Raw genomic sequence first — 16,210 nt, 5'->3', positions numbered from 1 at the left:
GATCCGGTCGCAACAAAGCGGTGTTATGGGGCGGTAGTGATCAATGCCGAACCGACGTGTTTCCAGTCCTCATTCATCAATGTGGCGTGCAGATCGGTCGCCTTGAGCAGGGTTTTGGCACAGAGCCCGGTGAGTCTGACGGTTTGGTGGCAACGCAGGATCCAGTCCAGGTCGGCCAGGGTCTTTACCTGTTTGTTCGGGAGATGGTCGACCAGATGCTCGATCTCGCCGGCGTCCCACTTGAGCAGGGCGGCCAGTCGTGGGCTGGCCGAGGTGTCGACGTCTGCCGCAGAGGGTGTATTGGCGCGTTGCAGGTAATCGAGCACGCTGTGTTGGGCAAGCCCATAGGTGTCGAGGCAGTGGGCAAAGCGCTGCAGCAGGTACAGCGTGTTCAGTGTCAGCTTGAGCAGCGAGCCTTGCGTCTGCTCCTGGCTCAACCAGTGCGGGTGGAGCAAAAAGGTGTGCAGGGTCTGGCGGCTCACCCCCAGCTCCAATAACACTTCTGCGTCCGGCAACAACAGCAGCAGATGTTTGACCAGGTCAAGGGGCGATTGGGCGGTGGCCGCACGGGCAATCTGTCGGGCGGTGAGCTTGCGCGATTGCAGGTACAGTGCCGGATCGCCAGGCAAATGCGATGGGGCGCTGAACAGCGCATCGATTTTTTCCTTCAAGGGCTGCAGCTGCCGATAGAACTCGCCCAGCTTCTTGGTCACTGCGTGTTTGGCATCGGCGTGCAGGGTAGCGTTGCGGGTCGGGTCCAGGCTCAGGGTTCGAGCTTCAATGAGTTGCACAAGTGCCTTGGGCAGTTCGCTGGGGGCTGGCGGCTTGAGCTGGGGGTAGCTGTACAGCAGGCCCTGGACGATGAGGGCATGCCAGGGAATGGGCGCGGCGCTGGTGTCTGGTTCGGGCTGGGGCAGCGTAAGGTCAGCGATGTCTTCTTGCACCAGCAGTCCCTGTCGGGTCAATTGCACCAGGTCATCAAGCTGGGTGAGATACGCCTGGATCTGGGCCGGCTGTGCGCCCGCCTCCAGGACTAAACGGCGGCGAAGCTGATCAACCGATTGGCGCGTGTCCTTGAGCCAACCGACCAGCCAATCCATTTGCATCAGCACATCGAGCATGTCTGGCGGTGCGTTGACGCCGGAACTGCGTAGTGAGGGGTTGACCAGTTGGGCTGTGTAATCCGTACCGCCGAGCAGTGCCGCCACGTGATGACTGTCAAGCACCGACAGCCCGAACAACCGTGCGATCCGAGCCTGGCGGTACAGGGCGCTATAGAACGTCAGCGTCGGGCAAGGCGAAGGTAGGTATTGACGCGCCTGTCCGATCAGCCAATGCAAGGCGTCGGGGGTGTCCCCAAGGTTCAGACCGGCACACAGCCGATGTCGCAGGTTGTCCGGCAACGCTTCATGCAGCGCCAGATTTGGCACATCCACCCGCAGTGTCTCGCCGGGCATTGAAGCGTGGTTGAACACCTGGTCATACAGCGACAGGCGATTGCCTGACGCCCGCACAGGAAGCGCATCCAGCATCGCCGCAAACTCTTCAAGTGGCAGGCCATGACGCCGCTCCAGGTAGCGGTAGACACCCAGCGCCCGCAAGGTATTGTCGTTGCAGGGCTGATGCGGATCAGCATTCTGCTCACGTCGCACAACGCTGATCAACAGCGCGTCCAGATCCTCAAACGGCAGTTGCGTCCAGCGTTGCAGGCGAATCATTCGGTGCAGGCGCTGGTAGCGGTTCCATGAGGTGTTTTGCAGTTTTTCGGGCTCTATCGACAGCGGTTGCTGCGTCTCGGCATTCCTGGTTATTGGGCCGTTCACGTAGGCTGCCCGTTCATGTATCTGCAGCTCGGCAGTCGGCCTTGGCAGTGCGGCGGCAGATACATTGCCCGAGAGCACCGGCAGGTACCTGCCACATGCCAGTAATGCCTGGGTCTGGTCGTGAGTCAGAGCGGTTTGGTGCAGCCAATGGGGCGTTTTCTTGAGCGACTCCTCCTGGAGGCCATAGTGCTGCGCGAAAAATTCAGTGGCGTGCACATTCTCCGAGTTTTCCAGAAACGGTTCCGTCAACAAGTTTTGCTGTGCAGGGCTCAAGCCGCACAGCAATCGCTGTGCTTCATAGGCCGCGTGCCTGACGACGCCGTAGGCGTTCTGAGCGCGTTGGGTAATGGGCAGCTTCAGACTGATGCGATAGCTGAGTTCACCCAGTTGCGGCTTGCCTGCGGACAAGCTGAGCCAGCATTGCCGATGGGCTCGTTCAAACGGCAGTGCGAACGGAAAGCGTTGAAGACCAAGTACCGTATCCAGCGAGCGTCCACGGTTTTCACCGGTGGTCTTTCTAAGGTATGTGTCGATCTGATGAGTGAGGGTTTCATTAATGATCGACAATTGGGGGATCACAGCCGTCAGGCTGTGTTCGTTGATGGGCAATGCCTTGAGCTCAGGTCGCCGCTGGTCCAGGGTGACTTTGCCGGCTTGGCCTTTTCCGCTTTCCTCAAGCGCCTGGGCAAATAAATACAGCGCCTTTAGATAGGCTGCCGGTGAATCGACGGCAGCCATGGAGGAAGCCGAGCAAAGCAGCTCCCAGTCTTCCTTGAAGAGCCTGGTGTAGGTGGGTGAATGCGTGTCCATTTTGGTGAATCTCCTGAAAGCCCAGTGCCAATGCCATGGGCAATGGCACGCTAGCATGGGCGTCCAGGCCGGCTCGGTCGGCCGGGTCGCCGAGTAGGCGAGGAGAAATCACCGGTGAAGCTCGATAGCGCGACAGACCCCGTGGGGCCGTCGCTTGAGCTTTCATTGCGGGTCTATCAGGCCGCGAGGGGTTTGTTGGTCGAGGCCTTTTTGCAGGCCGCTTTCATCGCCTCCATTTCGGCCCCCAGCTCTTCAAGTATTGCCTTGCCCAGCAGTTTTTTCGCCTGGGGAAACATCTCCGATTCTTCCTCTTCGATGTGGTGCTCAAGCAGTTCCTTGACCACTTTCACACGGCCTGAAAATTCGGTGGAGGAGGGCTCGGTCTGCTTCAGGTCGGGCAGCACCAGCGAGTCGACAGTGCGGTGCTCTTCCTTGGCCTCGTGGTACATGATGTCTTGTTCCTTGCCACCGGCTTTCCTAAAAGCGGGATAAAGGATTTCTTCTTCGAGCTTGGTGTGCAGGGTGATTTCCATCTCGAGCTTGGCTAGCAACTCGGTGCGCTTTTTAACCCCGCGCTCGGTGGACTCGCTTAGTTGGGTGAGCAGGGTCTTGACGCGTTCATGGTCGGCTTTGAGCAGGTCGATGGCATTCATGTGCAACCTCACGGGTAGTTGTCGGGCATGTCGAAACGCACGCCTCGTAGTGAGGGAATTGCATCAGCCGTACCAACTTTCATCGGGGCTAAATAACTATTTAAATCAAATGGATAGATATTTATAGGGGCGGGTTCGTCGTGCAGCTTGCATGGTCTGGCCCTTTCGAGATTGCACAACGCAGTTCTGCCGGTCACGTGCCGGGCTCGCGTGAGCGTTCCTGAAAATTCTAATGGAACCCTTGAGCGATCTGCTTGACCTAACCTTTAGACTTCAGGAGGTGAATCATGCAAATAGAATATATCTGGATCATATTGGCAGTGATTCTGCTGCTCTTGGAACTGTGGGCGATCAATATCGTCTTGCGCAGTACCGGTGGCTGGGAGACCAAGGGACTGTGGGTGGTGGTACTGGTTTTCGTGCCGCTGTTGGGGTTGATCGCATGGGCGATGTTCGGCCCCAAGCGCGAGATGGCCGAGCATCGCAAGAGCTGAGTCGGTGAGCCATATAAAAACAGGCGCCCCATGGGCGCCTGTTGTCATTCGTTAGCCATGATCAGCCGGCCACAGCTCTGGCAATCGCTTCATTGAACGCCGGCAAGTCGTCCGGCGTGCGCGAGGTGATCAAGGTCCAGCCATTGGCTTTGCATTCCTTGACCTCGGCATCCACCACGCCCGCAGCGCCAGCGTTTTCCAGGTCGATGCGCACGCTTTTATACGAGGTCAGGGTTTTGCCCTTGACCACGCCGGCGTCGATCAGCGCCCACGGGCCGTGGCAGATCGCTGCGATGGTCTTGCCGGCCTGAGCGAACTCGTTGATCAAGCGCAGCGCCGCAGCATCCTGACGCAAAATGTCGGCATTCACCGTCCCGCCCGGGATGACCAATGCATCGAAGTTGCTGCCGACCACATCAGACAATTGCACATCGGACTCAACTGTCCCGTCCTTTTCGGTATCGCCGACAAAGGTCTGGGTGGCGCCGCCCTTGCTGGAGGCGTGCGTCACCGTCGCGCCATAGCCACGCAGGGTTTCCAGGGGTTTGAGCAGCTCGTCGCGCTCGATCCCGGTGTTGGACGTGATGACGAGGATTTTCTTACCCGTGAGTTGCGAACTCATACTCAGATGCCTCCGGTGTCAGGTTGATTATTTGGCGTATTTGCTTTGCAGTTCCTTGGCCATTTTCAAGTGAGCTTCAAGGGTAGGCAGCGTCTTGGTGGCGAACGCCTTCAGCTCGGCATTGTCCGAAGAGGCCGCTTCTTTCTTGAACAGTTCGACGGTTTTTTCATGGGCGGCCACCTGGTTGTTGGCATAGGCCTTGTCGAACGATTCGTCGCGCATTTCCAGAATCGCTTTCTTCGCCTTGTCGGTCAGGGCGGCGTCATCCGGAACCTCGATATCGAGTTTTTTTGCCAATGCAATCAGCTCGTCATTGGCTTTGGTATGGTCGGTCACCATATGTTGCGCAAAGGTTTTTACGTCTGCCGAACTGCTTTTTTCCAGCGCCAGCTTGCCGGCTTCCACCTCGGTAATACCGCCCTCGGCGGCGTTGTCGACAAAGTCGTTGGACGTGGCCGCCATAGCGGTAGAAATCGAGCCGGCAACCAGTGCGAACGTCAGGCCCATTTGTTTCATCAGTCGAGTTGTCATGGTGTCTCTCCTCAGAAATGGCGTGATGCCGTACCCAAGTGTTGAGCGGGGAGGCGAGCAAAAGGTTTAATTTTTTTTGCGCGTGTTTGCCCAACGGTCAGGCGTGGAAATTTCCTTGAACCAATTCAAATTCAGCGTGTTCTGCTGCACAAGGCCGCCACTGTTTGGACGGCCGTTATTGCCAGGAGATTGCACTGTGAACGAACACAAGAACGCCGATAAAACCCCCGACCCCGTCAGCTCTGAAGACGCGCAGAAGGGTAAGGCTGAAGGTATGAAAGGGCAGACGTTGGAGCGTGCGAACCCGAAGACCGAAACCATCGACAAAGTGCTGACACCCACCTCGATCAAGGACATTCAACGCCAGACGGATGCGATCAACGAGAAGCTCGACAAGGGACATTGAGCATGGCTCGCTCCATCAGCGCGCAGAGCGCCGCATTCATCAGTCGTTGCGGCGTCACTGAACCATCACCCGCTGCACCTCCAACCCCAATTGCTCATACACCTCGACCCCCGGCGCATCCCATTCGGTAATCAGCGTATGAATACGGCTGCACGGTGCCACCACAAACGGTTCCACTGCACCGAGTTTGTCTGAGGTTGTCACTGCAACCACTTGGGACGCGCTGTCGATCAAGGCTTGCTTGATCGCCACTTCGGCAAAATGCAGCGAGGTAATGCCCACCTGCGGGTGCAGCGCGCAGACGCCGGTAAACAGCAGGTCGGCCTTGATGCTCTGGATCAGGCGCAGCGCTTCATGGCCGCCGGTCGAGAGGGTGGCGGGATTGAGTTGGCCACCGGCCAGGATCACCGTTACATGCCGATGGTCTGCCAGGGCGATGGCGATCATCGGTGATGGGGTGACCACCGTCAGGTGAATTTCGTGCGGCAGTGACTGAGCGATCTGCAGGGTAGTGGAGCCGGAGTCGAACAGTACGATCTGGCCGTCTTCAACTCGCTCGGCCGCCAGGCGCGCGAGGTGGCGTTTGGCTTCGGTGGTTTCGCCGACACGAGTGAAAAAATCCTTGCCGGTGTCCTTGGGCCGAGGCAGGGCGCCGCCGTGTACGCGCTGCAATAAACCGGCGGCGGCGAGTTCGCCGAGGTCGCGGCGGATGGTGTCCTGGGACACGGCGAAATGCTCGACCAGCTCGGAAGCCGTGACCTTGCCGTCGCGTTCGAGCAACAACAGGATCTTTTGTTTACGCAGGGAAGGCAGATCAATAGCTTGATGGGCGTCGTGCATGTTTATGCGCTTTATTGCGGGTTTATGCGAGATTACTCATCAGCTTCGAGAAACGCAACGGCTGGTTGCGTGGGCGATGGCCGGTTACTCTCTGTGTTCAGTTCAGGGAGAGGTGACCCGATGTCGTTGATCACAACTATCGAAGACTTACGCAAGCTGGCGCAAAAACGTGTGCCCCGGATGTTCTACGACTACGCCGATTCCGGCTCCTGGACTGAGAGCACCTACCGCGCCAATGAAAGCGATTTTGCGCGCATCAAGTTCCGCCAGCGTGTGGCGCGCAATATCGATGAGCGTTCGATCCGCGCCAGCATGATTGGCCAGAACATGGCCATGCCCGTGGCCCTGGCACCTACCGGCCTGGCAGGTATGCAACATGCCGATGGCGAGATCCTGACCGCCCGAGCCGCTGCGGCGTTCGGCCTGCGCTACACCTTGTCGACCATGAGTATTTGCTCGCTGGAAGACATTGCCGAGCATGTCGGCCAGCCATTCTGGTTCCAGCTTTATGTGATGCGCGACCGTGGGTTTATCGAGCAACTGATCGAGCGCGCCAAGGCTGCCGGGGTGGATGCGCTGGTGCTGACGCTGGACTTGCAGATCCTGGGGCAACGCCACAAGGACTTGATCAACGGCTTGTCGGCGCCGCCCAAACTGACCCTGCCCAATATCCTCAACATGATGACCAAACCGCGCTGGGTCATGGGTATGCTCGGCACCCAGCGGCGTGGCTTCGGCAATATCGTCGGGCATGTGAAGGGCGTGGCCGACATGAGTTCGCTGTCGTCCTGGACTGCCCAGCAATTTGACCCGCGCCTGAGCTGGGACGATGTGGAGTGGATCAAGCGGTGCTGGGGCGGCAAGTTGATCATCAAGGGCATCCTTGATGTGGAGGACGCGCGGCTGGCGGCCGACTCCGGCGCGGATGCGTTGGTGGTGAGCAACCACGGTGGTCGGCAACTCGATGGCGCGCCGTCGAGTATCAGCCAGTTGCCGGCCATTGTTGAGGCCGTAGGCAACCGTATTGAAGTGTGGCTCGACGGCGGTATTCGTTCCGGCCAGGACGTGCTCAAGGCCATGGCGCTGGGCGCCAGGGGCACCATGATCGGTCGCCCGCACTTGTATGGCCTGGGGGCGATGGGTGAGGCGGGCGTGACCAAGGCGCTCGATATCATCGCCCGTGAGTTGGACGTGTCGATGGCGCTGTGTGGCTATAACGATATACGCGATGTGAACCGCGAAATTTTGCTGCCTGGCACCTTTCCTGAAAGTGCTGCCTGAGCAAAAAAACGTAAAAATATAAAAAGAGTTGTCCACGAAAACCGTGGGTATCTCTGTGGATAACTTTGCGAACGCCCGGCTGCGTTGGCGATTTGCGTGAAGATCATTATTTGATCAACTTGTGTTTCGGGCCAGTATGGGCAGGGTTTGCGCTTGACAGCCAAGCGCGAACCCAGTGTCGAAAAGTGTGTTTATGACGCGTTGTCGCGACCTGTGGAGTGTGTCACTACCCGGGCGGGCATCTGCGTGCGCATCAGGTTTTCCAGCGCCTTGCCATAGTTGCGACCGGCCAGGCTCATGCTGTTGTTATGGCTGGCACCGGGCACCAATAACAATTGCTTGGGTTGCTGGGCGGCTTCAAATAATTGCTGGCTGAAGCGCGGTGGAACGTAGCGGTCATCGAGGCCGTGCACCACCAGCAAGGGCATGTGGATGTCGGCAATCTTGTCGATGGAATCGAACTTCTGCGACAGCAGCCAACGTACCGGCAACGAGGTATTGGCAACGGCCGTGGCCACATCCGCCAGGGAGGTGAACGTGGACTCGATCACCAGCCCGCGTACTGGCAGTGGCACCTGCTTGCCCAGCTCGGCGGCGAGATCGACGGCGACCGCACCTCCCAGTGAATGCCCGTAGATCAGACGCTTGCCCGGGTCCGGCTGCAGGGTCTGGAAGCGTTCCCAGGCGATGCGTGCGTCTTCGTTTACCGAGGTCTCCGATGGCAGGTCGCCCTGGCTCTGGCCAAAGCCGCGATAGTCGATGGCCAGCACCGAGAAGCCCAGGGCGTGCAATTGCTCGATGCGAAACAGCTGGCCCGTCAGATTCCAGCGCACCCCGTGCAGGTAAAGGATGGCCGGTGCGTCTTTGTTCGCGGCCGGGTACCACCAGCCATGAATGTTCTGCCCCGACTTGAAACTGGCGGGCTTGAGTTCGAACTCCTGCACGGCCTTGGGCAGGCCGGTGTACCAGCCGGCGGTCCCCGGTTCGATGCGAAACACCAGTTCGCGTTCCTTGTGTTGCAGCACGGCGCAGCCGACTGGAAGGCCTATGATCAACACGGCCATGCACAGCAGGGGCAGCCAGCGCAGGCCCAGGCGGGCGATAAAACGGGATGGCATGAAGGCTCCAGGACAAAGGCGAAGCACGGGTTTTACCAGAAGCTCCGCGAGCGCAGGTATTAATACGACGGTCGTGACAGATGAAAGTGTTACAGCATTGAACAACACGGGTGCCGATTGTTAGGGTAGACGGCCAACAGGAGGGTCAGTACATGGATTTCATCGGCAAAACCGCAATCGTCACCGGCGGCGCACGCGGCTTGGGGCTCAGTTATGCACGAGGGTTGGCCCTGGCCGGCGCCCGTGTGGTCATCAGCGATATTGGCGCCGACAAGATGGGTGCAGGCACCGATGCGTCGGTGGTGCAACAGGCCGCCGACACCCTGCGTGACGAAGGGCTGACGGTGGTGGGCCATGGCGGTGACTTGTCCACGGACGAGGGGTGCCGGCAACTGATCGCGTTTGCCCTCGAAACGTTTGGCCGACTCGACATCCTGATTCACAACGCCGGTTGGGTGGGTTACCAGCCCATCGCAGAACTGGACGCCAGCTTCCTTCAGCGCGCCATGGACATCAACCTCTACGCGCCGCTGTGGCTGTGCAAGCACGCCTGGCCGTACCTGCTGCGCTCCAGCGCGCCGCGCATCATCCTCACCACTTCCGACCGCGCCATGTATGCGCAATACGAGCAAACCGGGCTAGTGGCTTACAGCGCCGGCAAGATGGCACAGTTGGGCATCATGAACGCGCTGAGTCATGAAGGCGCCGAGGCCGGAATCCGCGTCAACGCGATCTCGCCGGTGGCCAAGACACGCATGTGGGGCGTGACCGACGAGCCGGACGAACTCAAGCCGGAGTGGGTGACGCCGGGGGTCTTGTTCCTTGCTTCGACGCAGTGCACGGACACCGGCTACATATTGCGCGCCAGCAACGGCCAATTCACCGCGACGCGTTTCAGCGAAAATCCCGGCGTGGATTACCCGCGCAATCTCGCCCGCATAAAAGCGGGCAGTGCTGAAGAAGTCGCTGCCGCATGGTCGCGCATCAAACAGCCGCCTACCCAGGCCGTCACCTGAATCTGTCTCCCTCTACCAAGGCTTGACCATGAACAATAGCCCCGTGCGCATCACTGGCGAAGAAACCCTTTCGGACAACTGGTACCTGTTGAAGAAATACAGCTTCGACCTGCGCCGTCGCGACGGTAGCTGGCAAGCCCAGACGCGTGAGGTCTACGACCGGGGCAACGGCGCAACGATCCTTTTATACAACCGCGAGCGCCGCACGGTGCTGCTGATTCGCCAGTTCCGTATGCCGACGTTCGTCAACGATTACTCCGGCTACCTGATTGAAGCAGCGGCCGGCTTGCTCGACAACGCCAGCCCCGAAGAGCGTATACGCCTGGAAGCCGAAGAAGAGACCGGCTACCGCGTGGGGCATGTGGAGAAAATCTATGCAGCGTTTATGAGCCCGGGATCGGTGACTGAACGGATTCATTTTTTTATCGGCGAGTATCAGCCAGGTGATCGAGTGGGGGCGGGCGGTGGCCTGGAAGAAGAGGGCGAGGATATCGAGGTGTTGGAGCTGGGCTTCGAGCAGGCGCTGGCGATGGTGCAGAGTGGGGATATTGTGGATGGAAAAACGATTATGTTATTGCAGCATTTGGAGTTGCGGATACTGAGAGACGGCTGGTGATGGGACCAGGCGTGCAGGCAAAAAAATCCCGCCTGTAAAGACGGGATTGTTTGACCCGGGTTACCGAATCAGGAAGGGAACAGCTCGCTCAACTTCATCGCCAGCATCATGTCGCCTTCGGTGCGCAGCTTGCCGCCCATGAACGCCTGCATGCCGTCGGTGGAGCCGTCGACGATGCCTTCCAGGGTCTCGCTGTCCATCACCAGGGTGACCTGGGCGTCAGGGTTTTCACCTTCCTGGAGTTCGCAGGTCTTGTCCTTGACCACCAGCGAAAAGTTCTTGGTGTCGTCGATACGGAAACCGAACACCAGGTCCAAGCCTTCGGCAGCGCTTGGGTTGAATTTGGCTTTCATTGCTTCTACAGCTTTGGCTACGTCAGTCATGGTTTCGATCCTTTTATGGTGAGTCCAGTGACCTTGGGGTCACGGTTGGCCGCAGTTCATCGGAAAGTGATGAGCTGCGGCGCCTTCAACAGTTGCAAGTGGGTATGACTGTTGAAGGAAGCCAGTGCCACCTCGCGACCGCGGAATTTCAGCTGGTTGAGCGAGGTGTTAACAATTTGCCAGTTCAGTTCGAACGCCTGGGCGGCAGGCATTCGGGTAATCAGGTGGAGCAGGGCGGTGATGGTGCCGCCGGAGGTAAACACGGCGATTTTGTCGGCGTTGTCGGCGGCCTCAAGGATGCGCTGCAAGCCACCCTGGACCCGCTCGACAAACCCCAGCCAGCTTTCCAGCCCCGGTGGGTCATAGGTGCCGGCCAGCCAGCGCTCGATGAGCAGGGCGAAGATGCGCTGGAATTCACTGCGGTTCTGCGCGCCATTGCGCAGGACGTGCACGGCGTTGGGTTCGCTGCTGAGCAAGTCGGGCAACAGACCACGGATAATCGCTTCGCCGTCGAACTCGTTGAAGGCGCTGTCGGTTTCCAGTGCCGGAACCAGCAGGCCAAGGGCTTTGTATTGATCGAATGTGGCGGTGGCGGTGTGCTGCTGGCGACGCAGGTCGCCGGCGATACAGCGGTCGAACACCAGGCCCAAGTCTGCCAGATGGCGACCGAGCACTTGCGCCTGTTCCACGCCGACGGGCGACAGGACGTCATAGTCGTCTGCACCGAAGGAGGCCTGGCCATGTCGAATCAGATAGATGCTGCCCACGTCCGTTTCCCGGTACGTTGAAAGTCTGGCGAGGTTATGAGGATGCCTGCGAGCTGTCAATGAAAAAACATACGCTTGTTTTAAAAGCCCGTTGGAGCCCGCCTGCTGGCGGTTTGAGCACTGGCTCCAACGCGGTGGCGTCGGTATGCTGGGGCCATCCGCGCCTGGCGCAGTGCATTTTTTAAGGAGACATATGGATTTTCTGGCCGAATACGCGAGCTTTCTGGCGAAGACCGTCACCCTGGTGGTCGCTATTCTGGTGGTATTGATCAGCTTCGCAGCGCTGCGCAGCAAGGGTCGTCGCAAGTCCGCCGGCCAACTGCAGGTCAGCAAGCTGAATGATTTCTACAAGGGCCTGCGCGAGCGCCTGGAGTCGAGCCTGCTCGACAAAGACCAGCTCAAGGCGCTGCGCAAGTCCGAGAGCAAAGCCGAAAAGAAGAAAGACAAGAAGAAGCCCCAGGCCAAGGCACGGGTGTTCGTGCTGGATTTCAATGGCGACATCAAGGCGTCGGCCACCGAAAGCCTGCGCCATGAAATCACCGCGCTGCTGAGCCTGGCTACCCCCAAGGATGAAGTGGTGCTGCGCCTGGAAAGCGGCGGCGGCATGGTGCACAGCTATGGCCTGGCGTCGTCGCAACTGGCGCGTATTCGCCAGGCCGGCGTGCCGTTGACTGTGTGCATCGACAAAGTGGCGGCCAGCGGCGGCTACATGATGGCGTGCATCGGTGAGAAGATTATCAGCGCGCCCTTCGCCATCCTCGGCTCCATCGGCGTGGTCGCGCAGTTGCCCAACGTCAATCGCCTGCTGAAAAAGCACGATATCGACTTCGAAGTGCTGACTGCCGGCGAATACAAACGCACCCTCACGGTGTTTGGCGAAAATACCGAGAAGGGCCGGGAGAAGTTCCAGGAAGACCTGGACATCACCCACCAGTTGTTCAAGAACTTTGTCTCGCGGTACCGCCCGCAATTGGCGATTGATGATGTAGCGACCGGTGAAGTGTGGTTGGGTGTGGCCGCCCTCGACAAACAGTTGGTCGACGAGCTGCAAACCAGCGATGAATACCTGGCCACCAAGGCCAAGACCGCCGAAGTGTTCCACCTGCACTATGCCGAGCGTAAAAGCCTGCAGGAGCGCGTGGGCCTGGCGGCCAGCGGTTCGGTAGACCGGGTATTGCTGACCTGGTGGAGCCGGCTGACCCAGCAGCGGTTCTGGTAACCATCCTCAGGTTGTAGGCGGTCTCCTGTGGGAGGGGGCTTGCCCCCGATGGCGGCCTGACAGCCGACCAGGATGTTGGATCAGACCGGGTACATATCCGTTATTTGGGCAACGGCCACTATTGGTTCCGCTTTTACAGCGGGCCACTTTGAAAAGCGCAAAGTAACCAAACGCTCTTGCCCCACCACTCGGCACCTCGCTTAGGCTCGGTGTGCCCGTAATCCGCCATGGATTTGGGGGGCCGCCGCCACGCGCCATCCATGGCGCGGGGCGGCTAAACCGGCATCCCTGCCGGTTTACCCCCCCAAATCCCTGTCGAATTCCGGCCAGCGTGGTTTAACGGGGCGCCTAAGATCAAGATCAAAAGCAGATCAAGATCAAGGGCGGCTCGCTGCGCATCGTGGTTACATTTAGCTGCTACAAAGTTGTGTAGATACCGATGCTCATCGGGGGCAAGCCTTTCCAACATTCAGCTGTGTGTGGGTATCGGCTTGCGCATCAGGCTCCCCACCACCAGCGCGCCCAGCAGCCCCAATAAACCCGCCACCCACAACACTTCGCTGAACCCACCCACGAACGCCTGCCGCGCCAGCGGTTGCACCGTCACCCGCGCTGCTTCGGGCACCAGATCCAGCGCCGCGGGCATATCACCGGCTACCACCCGCGAAGCAATACCCGCCACCTGCGCCTGCCACTGCGGGTCGATACTCGCGCTCAGCAACTGTTCGCTGTGGCTGCTCAGCAATGCGCCATACACGCCGATGGCCAACATGATTGCGCTGAAGCGCATGGTGGTGCTCATGCCCGAGGCCATGCCTGCGCGATCTCGTGGCACGCAGGCCATGATGTTTTTCTGCGTGTCGCCATTGAGTAACCCCGCGCCTGCACCGGTGACGGCGATCGCCAGGGCAAAGGGCAGATAGCCGCCGGCCTGCACGGCCCACGCGCTCAACAGATTGCCGCAGCCCACCAGGGTCAAGCCACTCGCCATCATGGTCGCCGGTGTGAAGCGTGCCGCCAGGCGTACACCGACGCGCGGGCAGATCAGCATGGTCAAGGCAAACGGCAACATGCCCAGGCCCGAGGCAATCGCGGAGAAACCCAGGCCGTTCTGCAGGTAGAACGGCAGCAACGTCATCATCACCTGGGCGCAACCGGCGTAGGCAAACATGCCGAGCAAGGCGCCGATAAAGCGCGGGTGCCGAAACCGCTGCAAGTCTACCATCGGTCGCTGCTGCAGGTGCTCGACCAGCACAAATACGCCCATCAACAGCCCGCCACCGATGAGGCGGGCGTAGGTCAGCGGGCTATCCCAACCGATGCGATTGGCCTCGATCAGCCCCCAGATCAGGCACAGCAAGCTGCCACTGAACGCCAGGCTGCCCCAGGGATCCAGGCGCGCCGATCGGGTGTCGCGGGACTCGGGAATCGCCCGCAGCACCAAGGCCATCAGTACCAGCCCCACCGGCAGGTTGAGATAGAAAATCCAGCGCCAGCCCAGGTACTCGGTAATCAAGCCGCCCAGGGTCGGTGCGGCGGTCATCGCCACGCCCATGCACGCGCCCCAGAACGCCCAGGCCTTGGCGCGTTCTATTTCATCGTGGAAGGTATGCCCGATAGACGCCAGTGCCGAGGTCAGCAGCAGCGCCGCACCCACCCCCTTCACGGCCCGGGCGATGTCCAGCCACAGCGCAGTGGGTGCTGCACCGCAGCCTAGGGAGGCGAAGATGAAAATACCCAGGCCCCAGACCAGGGTTTTCTTGCGGCCAAAGCGGTCGGCGATACTCCCGGCCGGCAACAACAAGGCGGCGAACGCCAGCATATAAGCGCTGACGACCCACTCGATATCGGCAAAGTTGGCGCCCAGGTCACGGGCGATGCTCGGCAGCGTGACGGCAACGATGTTGGTATCCAGCACGATCAACGCGCAGACAGCGGAGGCGGTCACCAGCGTCAGGCGTGGACTGACCTGGCTCACAAGCAAATTACCTGATAGGCAATACGGAAATCTCGGTTGACTTGCATCGCAAGGGCTCTCTAGGGTTCAGGTACTGCGAGCTTATCCCTGGCTAATCACATTTTTGTTAGGCGCCAGGAAGTACTTCATTACCTTTGAGCTAATACTGCCATGGAAATCCGCCATTTTCGTTACTTTCTGGCCGTGGCCCGGCAGCGCAATTTCACCCGCGCCGCCGAGCAATTGGGTATTGCGCCGCCGACCCTGAGCCGGCAAATCCAGGACATGGAAACCAGCCTGGGCACGCGCTTGTTTATCCGCCGGCAGCGCGAAGTCAGCCTCACCGAAGCGGGTGCCGCGCTGCTGAGCGAGGCCGAAGCCGCCGTGCGCCAATTCGAGTTCGCCCAGCGCAATGCCCAGCGCGCCGGGCGTGGCGAGATCGGGCATATTGAGTTGGGTTACGTGGCCTCGGCGCTGTACTGCGGGCTGTTGCAGCGTCAGGTACGGGGGTTCAGCCAGGCGTTTGCCGATGTGAACGTGAACCTGCGCGAATGGGCTATGGCTGCGCTACCGGGCGCGGTGGCAGATGGGCGCTGCGATATCGGTTATATCCGTTCGCCGATGACTCTGCCGGACGGCGTGGAGGCGGTGCGCCTGGACAGCGAAGGCTTTGTGCTGGCGCTGGCCCATGATTCCTGGCTGCTGGGGCTTAAGGCAATCACCTGCGAGCACCTGGAAAACGAGACGTTTATCCTGCCGGAACAAATCAGCGGCACCTTGCATGTCGCCGCCCAGGGCGGCTACGCACCGCGCCTCGGCGCGCAGCCGGGCGGGTTGGTGGCGGTGGTGGCCCTGGTGTCGTTGGGGCAGGGGGTTGCGGTAGTGCCAGCATCGATGGTCGGGCATGTGAGCCTGCCGGGCGTGGTGTATCGCAGTATCCAGGGCAATGAGGCGTCGTCGTGGTTGTCGTTGATTTACCGGCGTTTTGAAAAAGCGCCGGCGGTGGCGCGGTATATCCAGCAGGTCAAGCAGTCAGTCGCGGCTGCACCGAGTCGGCCAGGCGCGTAAGAATCAGGCAGCACGACACCGCCCCGGCGTCCAGCACCCCGAGAGAGCGCTCGCCCAGGCGACTGGCGCGGCCGATCTTGGCCACCAGGTCCTTGGTCGAATCGCGCCCCTGGGAGGCGGCGGTTTTCATCGCCTCCAGCGCATCGTTGAAAGACGCCCCGGATGCATGTGCCTGTTCAAACGCCTCTACTGCAGGAATAAGGGTATCCATCAGGCACTTGTCCCCCACGCCCGCCTCGGTGATGTCCTGCAGTGAAGTCAAGCCGCCGCGCAACAGATGGGCGAAGGTCGCGGCGTCGATGTCTTCACAATTGCGCACTTCGTCGGCCATGCCAATAAACAGGCTGCCATACAGCGGGCCCATGGAGCCGCCGATGCCTTCCATCAGGCTCAGGGTCAGTTCATCCAGGGCTTGGGCCAGGCTCAGTTGGCGGCCTTCGATAGTGCGACCGCAGTGGGCGAAGCCCTTGGCCATGTTGATGCCGTGGTCGCCGTCGCCAATGGCGCCGTCGACTTCGCTGAGGTATTCGCGATTGGCCACGATGACGCTGACCAGATCGGCGACGATGGCGCTGCCGTCACGGGTGGAAAAGTGCTGGCTCATGT

Annotated in this window: 17 protein-coding genes; 7 read left to right on the top strand and 10 right to left on the bottom strand. The window is 60.0% G+C overall.

Going from position 1 to position 16,210, the window contains the following annotated elements:
- Window positions 1-23: 23 nt before the first annotated feature.
- A complete protein-coding gene (locus tag PSEBG33_RS11715; protein ID WP_005788891.1) occupies window positions 24-2,633 on the bottom strand; it encodes a Tc toxin subunit A in 2,610 nt (869 codons plus the stop codon).
- A gap of 176 nt (window positions 2,634-2,809) precedes the next feature.
- On the bottom strand, window positions 2,810-3,286 hold the full coding sequence (locus tag PSEBG33_RS11720; RefSeq protein ID WP_005788890.1) for a hemerythrin domain-containing protein: 477 nt from the start codon (window positions 3,284-3,286) through the stop codon (window positions 2,810-2,812).
- 287 nt (window positions 3,287-3,573) lie between these two features.
- Here PSEBG33_RS11720 and PSEBG33_RS11725 point away from each other — a divergent pair, with 287 nt between their 5' ends.
- Complete coding sequence (locus PSEBG33_RS11725) at window positions 3,574-3,780, top strand: hypothetical protein (RefSeq protein WP_005788888.1); 207 nt, start codon at window positions 3,574-3,576, stop codon at window positions 3,778-3,780.
- A 61-nt stretch (window positions 3,781-3,841) separates the two neighbouring features.
- Here the strand turns inward: PSEBG33_RS11725 and PSEBG33_RS11730 are convergent, their stop codons facing one another.
- Entirely contained in the window at window positions 3,842-4,402 is a 561-nt protein-coding gene (locus PSEBG33_RS11730) for a type 1 glutamine amidotransferase domain-containing protein (RefSeq protein ID WP_005788885.1), read from the bottom strand.
- Window positions 4,403-4,429: 27 nt separating this feature from the next.
- On the bottom strand, window positions 4,430-4,933 hold the full coding sequence (locus PSEBG33_RS11735) for a DUF4142 domain-containing protein (RefSeq protein ID WP_005788883.1): 504 nt from the start codon (window positions 4,931-4,933) through the stop codon (window positions 4,430-4,432).
- A 196-nt stretch (window positions 4,934-5,129) separates the two neighbouring features.
- Here PSEBG33_RS11735 and PSEBG33_RS11740 point away from each other — a divergent pair, with 196 nt between their 5' ends.
- Window positions 5,130-5,339, top strand: a complete 210-nt coding sequence (locus tag PSEBG33_RS11740) for a hypothetical protein (RefSeq protein ID WP_005788881.1) — start codon at window positions 5,130-5,132, stop codon at window positions 5,337-5,339.
- Between the two features lie 54 nt (window positions 5,340-5,393).
- Here the strand turns inward: PSEBG33_RS11740 and PSEBG33_RS11745 are convergent, their stop codons facing one another.
- Entirely contained in the window at window positions 5,394-6,179 is a 786-nt protein-coding gene (locus PSEBG33_RS11745; RefSeq protein WP_005788878.1) for a DeoR/GlpR family DNA-binding transcription regulator, read from the bottom strand.
- Between the two features lie 120 nt (window positions 6,180-6,299).
- On the opposite strand from PSEBG33_RS11745, the gene PSEBG33_RS11750 reads away from it, so the two are divergent.
- Window positions 6,300-7,460 carry an alpha-hydroxy acid oxidase gene (locus PSEBG33_RS11750; RefSeq protein ID WP_005788875.1) on the top strand — a complete coding sequence of 387 codons (1,161 nt, stop codon included), beginning with the start codon at window positions 6,300-6,302 and terminating at the stop codon, window positions 7,458-7,460.
- Between the two features lie 191 nt (window positions 7,461-7,651).
- Here PSEBG33_RS11750 and PSEBG33_RS11755 read toward each other — a convergent pair whose 3' ends face one another.
- Window positions 7,652-8,578 carry an alpha/beta hydrolase gene (locus PSEBG33_RS11755; protein ID WP_005788874.1) on the bottom strand — a complete coding sequence of 309 codons (927 nt, stop codon included), beginning with the start codon at window positions 8,576-8,578 and terminating at the stop codon, window positions 7,652-7,654.
- Window positions 8,579-8,730: 152 nt separating this feature from the next.
- Between PSEBG33_RS11755 and PSEBG33_RS11760 the strand changes: the two genes are divergently transcribed.
- Together PSEBG33_RS11760 and PSEBG33_RS11765 are read left to right on the top strand one after the other, a co-directional pair.
- Complete coding sequence (locus tag PSEBG33_RS11760) at window positions 8,731-9,594, top strand: SDR family NAD(P)-dependent oxidoreductase (RefSeq protein ID WP_005788872.1); 864 nt, start codon at window positions 8,731-8,733, stop codon at window positions 9,592-9,594.
- Window positions 9,595-9,622: 28 nt separating this feature from the next.
- The gene (locus tag PSEBG33_RS11765) at window positions 9,623-10,210 is read left to right on the top strand and encodes an NUDIX domain-containing protein (RefSeq protein ID WP_005788870.1); all 588 of its coding nucleotides are present in this window, start codon (window positions 9,623-9,625) and stop codon (window positions 10,208-10,210) included.
- 68 nt (window positions 10,211-10,278) lie between these two features.
- On the opposite strand, the gene PSEBG33_RS11770 is transcribed toward PSEBG33_RS11765, so the two are convergent.
- Both PSEBG33_RS11770 and PSEBG33_RS11775 read right to left on the bottom strand, forming a co-directional pair.
- Window positions 10,279-10,593: an SCP2 sterol-binding domain-containing protein gene (locus tag PSEBG33_RS11770; RefSeq protein ID WP_005788868.1), complete on the bottom strand. Its 315-nt coding sequence runs from the start codon at window positions 10,591-10,593 to the stop codon at window positions 10,279-10,281.
- Between the two features lie 56 nt (window positions 10,594-10,649).
- Window positions 10,650-11,360, bottom strand: a complete 711-nt coding sequence (locus PSEBG33_RS11775; protein WP_005788866.1) for a histidine phosphatase family protein — start codon at window positions 11,358-11,360, stop codon at window positions 10,650-10,652.
- A gap of 193 nt (window positions 11,361-11,553) precedes the next feature.
- Between PSEBG33_RS11775 and sohB the strand changes: the two genes are divergently transcribed.
- Window positions 11,554-12,579: a protease SohB gene (gene sohB, locus PSEBG33_RS11780; protein ID WP_005788864.1), complete on the top strand. Its 1,026-nt coding sequence runs from the start codon at window positions 11,554-11,556 to the stop codon at window positions 12,577-12,579.
- A gap of 469 nt (window positions 12,580-13,048) precedes the next feature.
- Here the strand turns inward: sohB and PSEBG33_RS11785 are convergent, their stop codons facing one another.
- A complete protein-coding gene (locus PSEBG33_RS11785) occupies window positions 13,049-14,557 on the bottom strand; it encodes an MFS transporter (RefSeq protein WP_005788862.1) in 1,509 nt (502 codons plus the stop codon).
- Between the two features lie 150 nt (window positions 14,558-14,707).
- Here PSEBG33_RS11785 and PSEBG33_RS11790 point away from each other — a divergent pair, with 150 nt between their 5' ends.
- The gene (locus PSEBG33_RS11790; protein WP_005788860.1) at window positions 14,708-15,604 is read left to right on the top strand and encodes a LysR family transcriptional regulator; all 897 of its coding nucleotides are present in this window, start codon (window positions 14,708-14,710) and stop codon (window positions 15,602-15,604) included.
- Here PSEBG33_RS11790 and dhaL read toward each other — a convergent pair.
- Window positions 15,561-16,208, bottom strand: a complete 648-nt coding sequence (gene dhaL / locus PSEBG33_RS11795; RefSeq protein ID WP_005788858.1) for a dihydroxyacetone kinase subunit DhaL — start codon at window positions 16,206-16,208, stop codon at window positions 15,561-15,563. The two genes, PSEBG33_RS11790 and dhaL, sit on opposite strands and share 44 nt — an antisense overlap.
- Between the last annotated feature and the right edge of the window lie 2 nt (window positions 16,209-16,210).

This window comes from Pseudomonas synxantha BG33R, from assembly GCF_000263715.2.
In the GTDB taxonomy this organism is placed as follows: domain Bacteria; phylum Pseudomonadota; class Gammaproteobacteria; order Pseudomonadales; family Pseudomonadaceae; genus Aquipseudomonas; species Aquipseudomonas synxantha_A.
This window is presented reverse-complemented; position numbering and strand designations above follow the sequence as displayed.

What these genes read in the sequence shown, in the direction of transcription:
- PSEBG33_RS11715 (WP_005788891.1), bottom strand. Translation starts at nt 2,633, where the DNA reads ATGGACACGCATTCACCCACCTACACCAGGCTCTTCAAGGAAGACTGG.
- PSEBG33_RS11720 (WP_005788890.1), bottom strand. Translation starts at nt 3,286, where the DNA reads ATGAATGCCATCGACCTGCTCAAAGCCGACCATGAACGCGTCAAGACC.
- PSEBG33_RS11725 (WP_005788888.1), top strand. Translation starts at nt 3,574, where the DNA reads ATGCAAATAGAATATATCTGGATCATATTGGCAGTGATTCTGCTGCTC.
- PSEBG33_RS11730 (WP_005788885.1), bottom strand. Translation starts at nt 4,402, where the DNA reads ATGAGTTCGCAACTCACGGGTAAGAAAATCCTCGTCATCACGTCCAAC.
- PSEBG33_RS11735 (WP_005788883.1), bottom strand. Translation starts at nt 4,933, where the DNA reads ATGACAACTCGACTGATGAAACAAATGGGCCTGACGTTCGCACTGGTT.
- PSEBG33_RS11745 (WP_005788878.1), bottom strand. Translation starts at nt 6,179, where the DNA reads ATGCACGACGCCCATCAAGCTATTGATCTGCCTTCCCTGCGTAAACAA.
- PSEBG33_RS11750 (WP_005788875.1), top strand. Translation starts at nt 6,300, where the DNA reads ATGTCGTTGATCACAACTATCGAAGACTTACGCAAGCTGGCGCAAAAA.
- PSEBG33_RS11755 (WP_005788874.1), bottom strand. Translation starts at nt 8,578, where the DNA reads ATGCCATCCCGTTTTATCGCCCGCCTGGGCCTGCGCTGGCTGCCCCTG.
- PSEBG33_RS11760 (WP_005788872.1), top strand. Translation starts at nt 8,731, where the DNA reads ATGGATTTCATCGGCAAAACCGCAATCGTCACCGGCGGCGCACGCGGC.
- PSEBG33_RS11765 (WP_005788870.1), top strand. Translation starts at nt 9,623, where the DNA reads ATGAACAATAGCCCCGTGCGCATCACTGGCGAAGAAACCCTTTCGGAC.
- PSEBG33_RS11770 (WP_005788868.1), bottom strand. Translation starts at nt 10,593, where the DNA reads ATGACTGACGTAGCCAAAGCTGTAGAAGCAATGAAAGCCAAATTCAAC.
- sohB (WP_005788864.1), top strand. Translation starts at nt 11,554, where the DNA reads ATGGATTTTCTGGCCGAATACGCGAGCTTTCTGGCGAAGACCGTCACC.
- PSEBG33_RS11790 (WP_005788860.1), top strand. Translation starts at nt 14,708, where the DNA reads ATGGAAATCCGCCATTTTCGTTACTTTCTGGCCGTGGCCCGGCAGCGC.
- dhaL (WP_005788858.1), bottom strand. Translation starts at nt 16,208, where the DNA reads ATGAGCCAGCACTTTTCCACCCGTGACGGCAGCGCCATCGTCGCCGAT.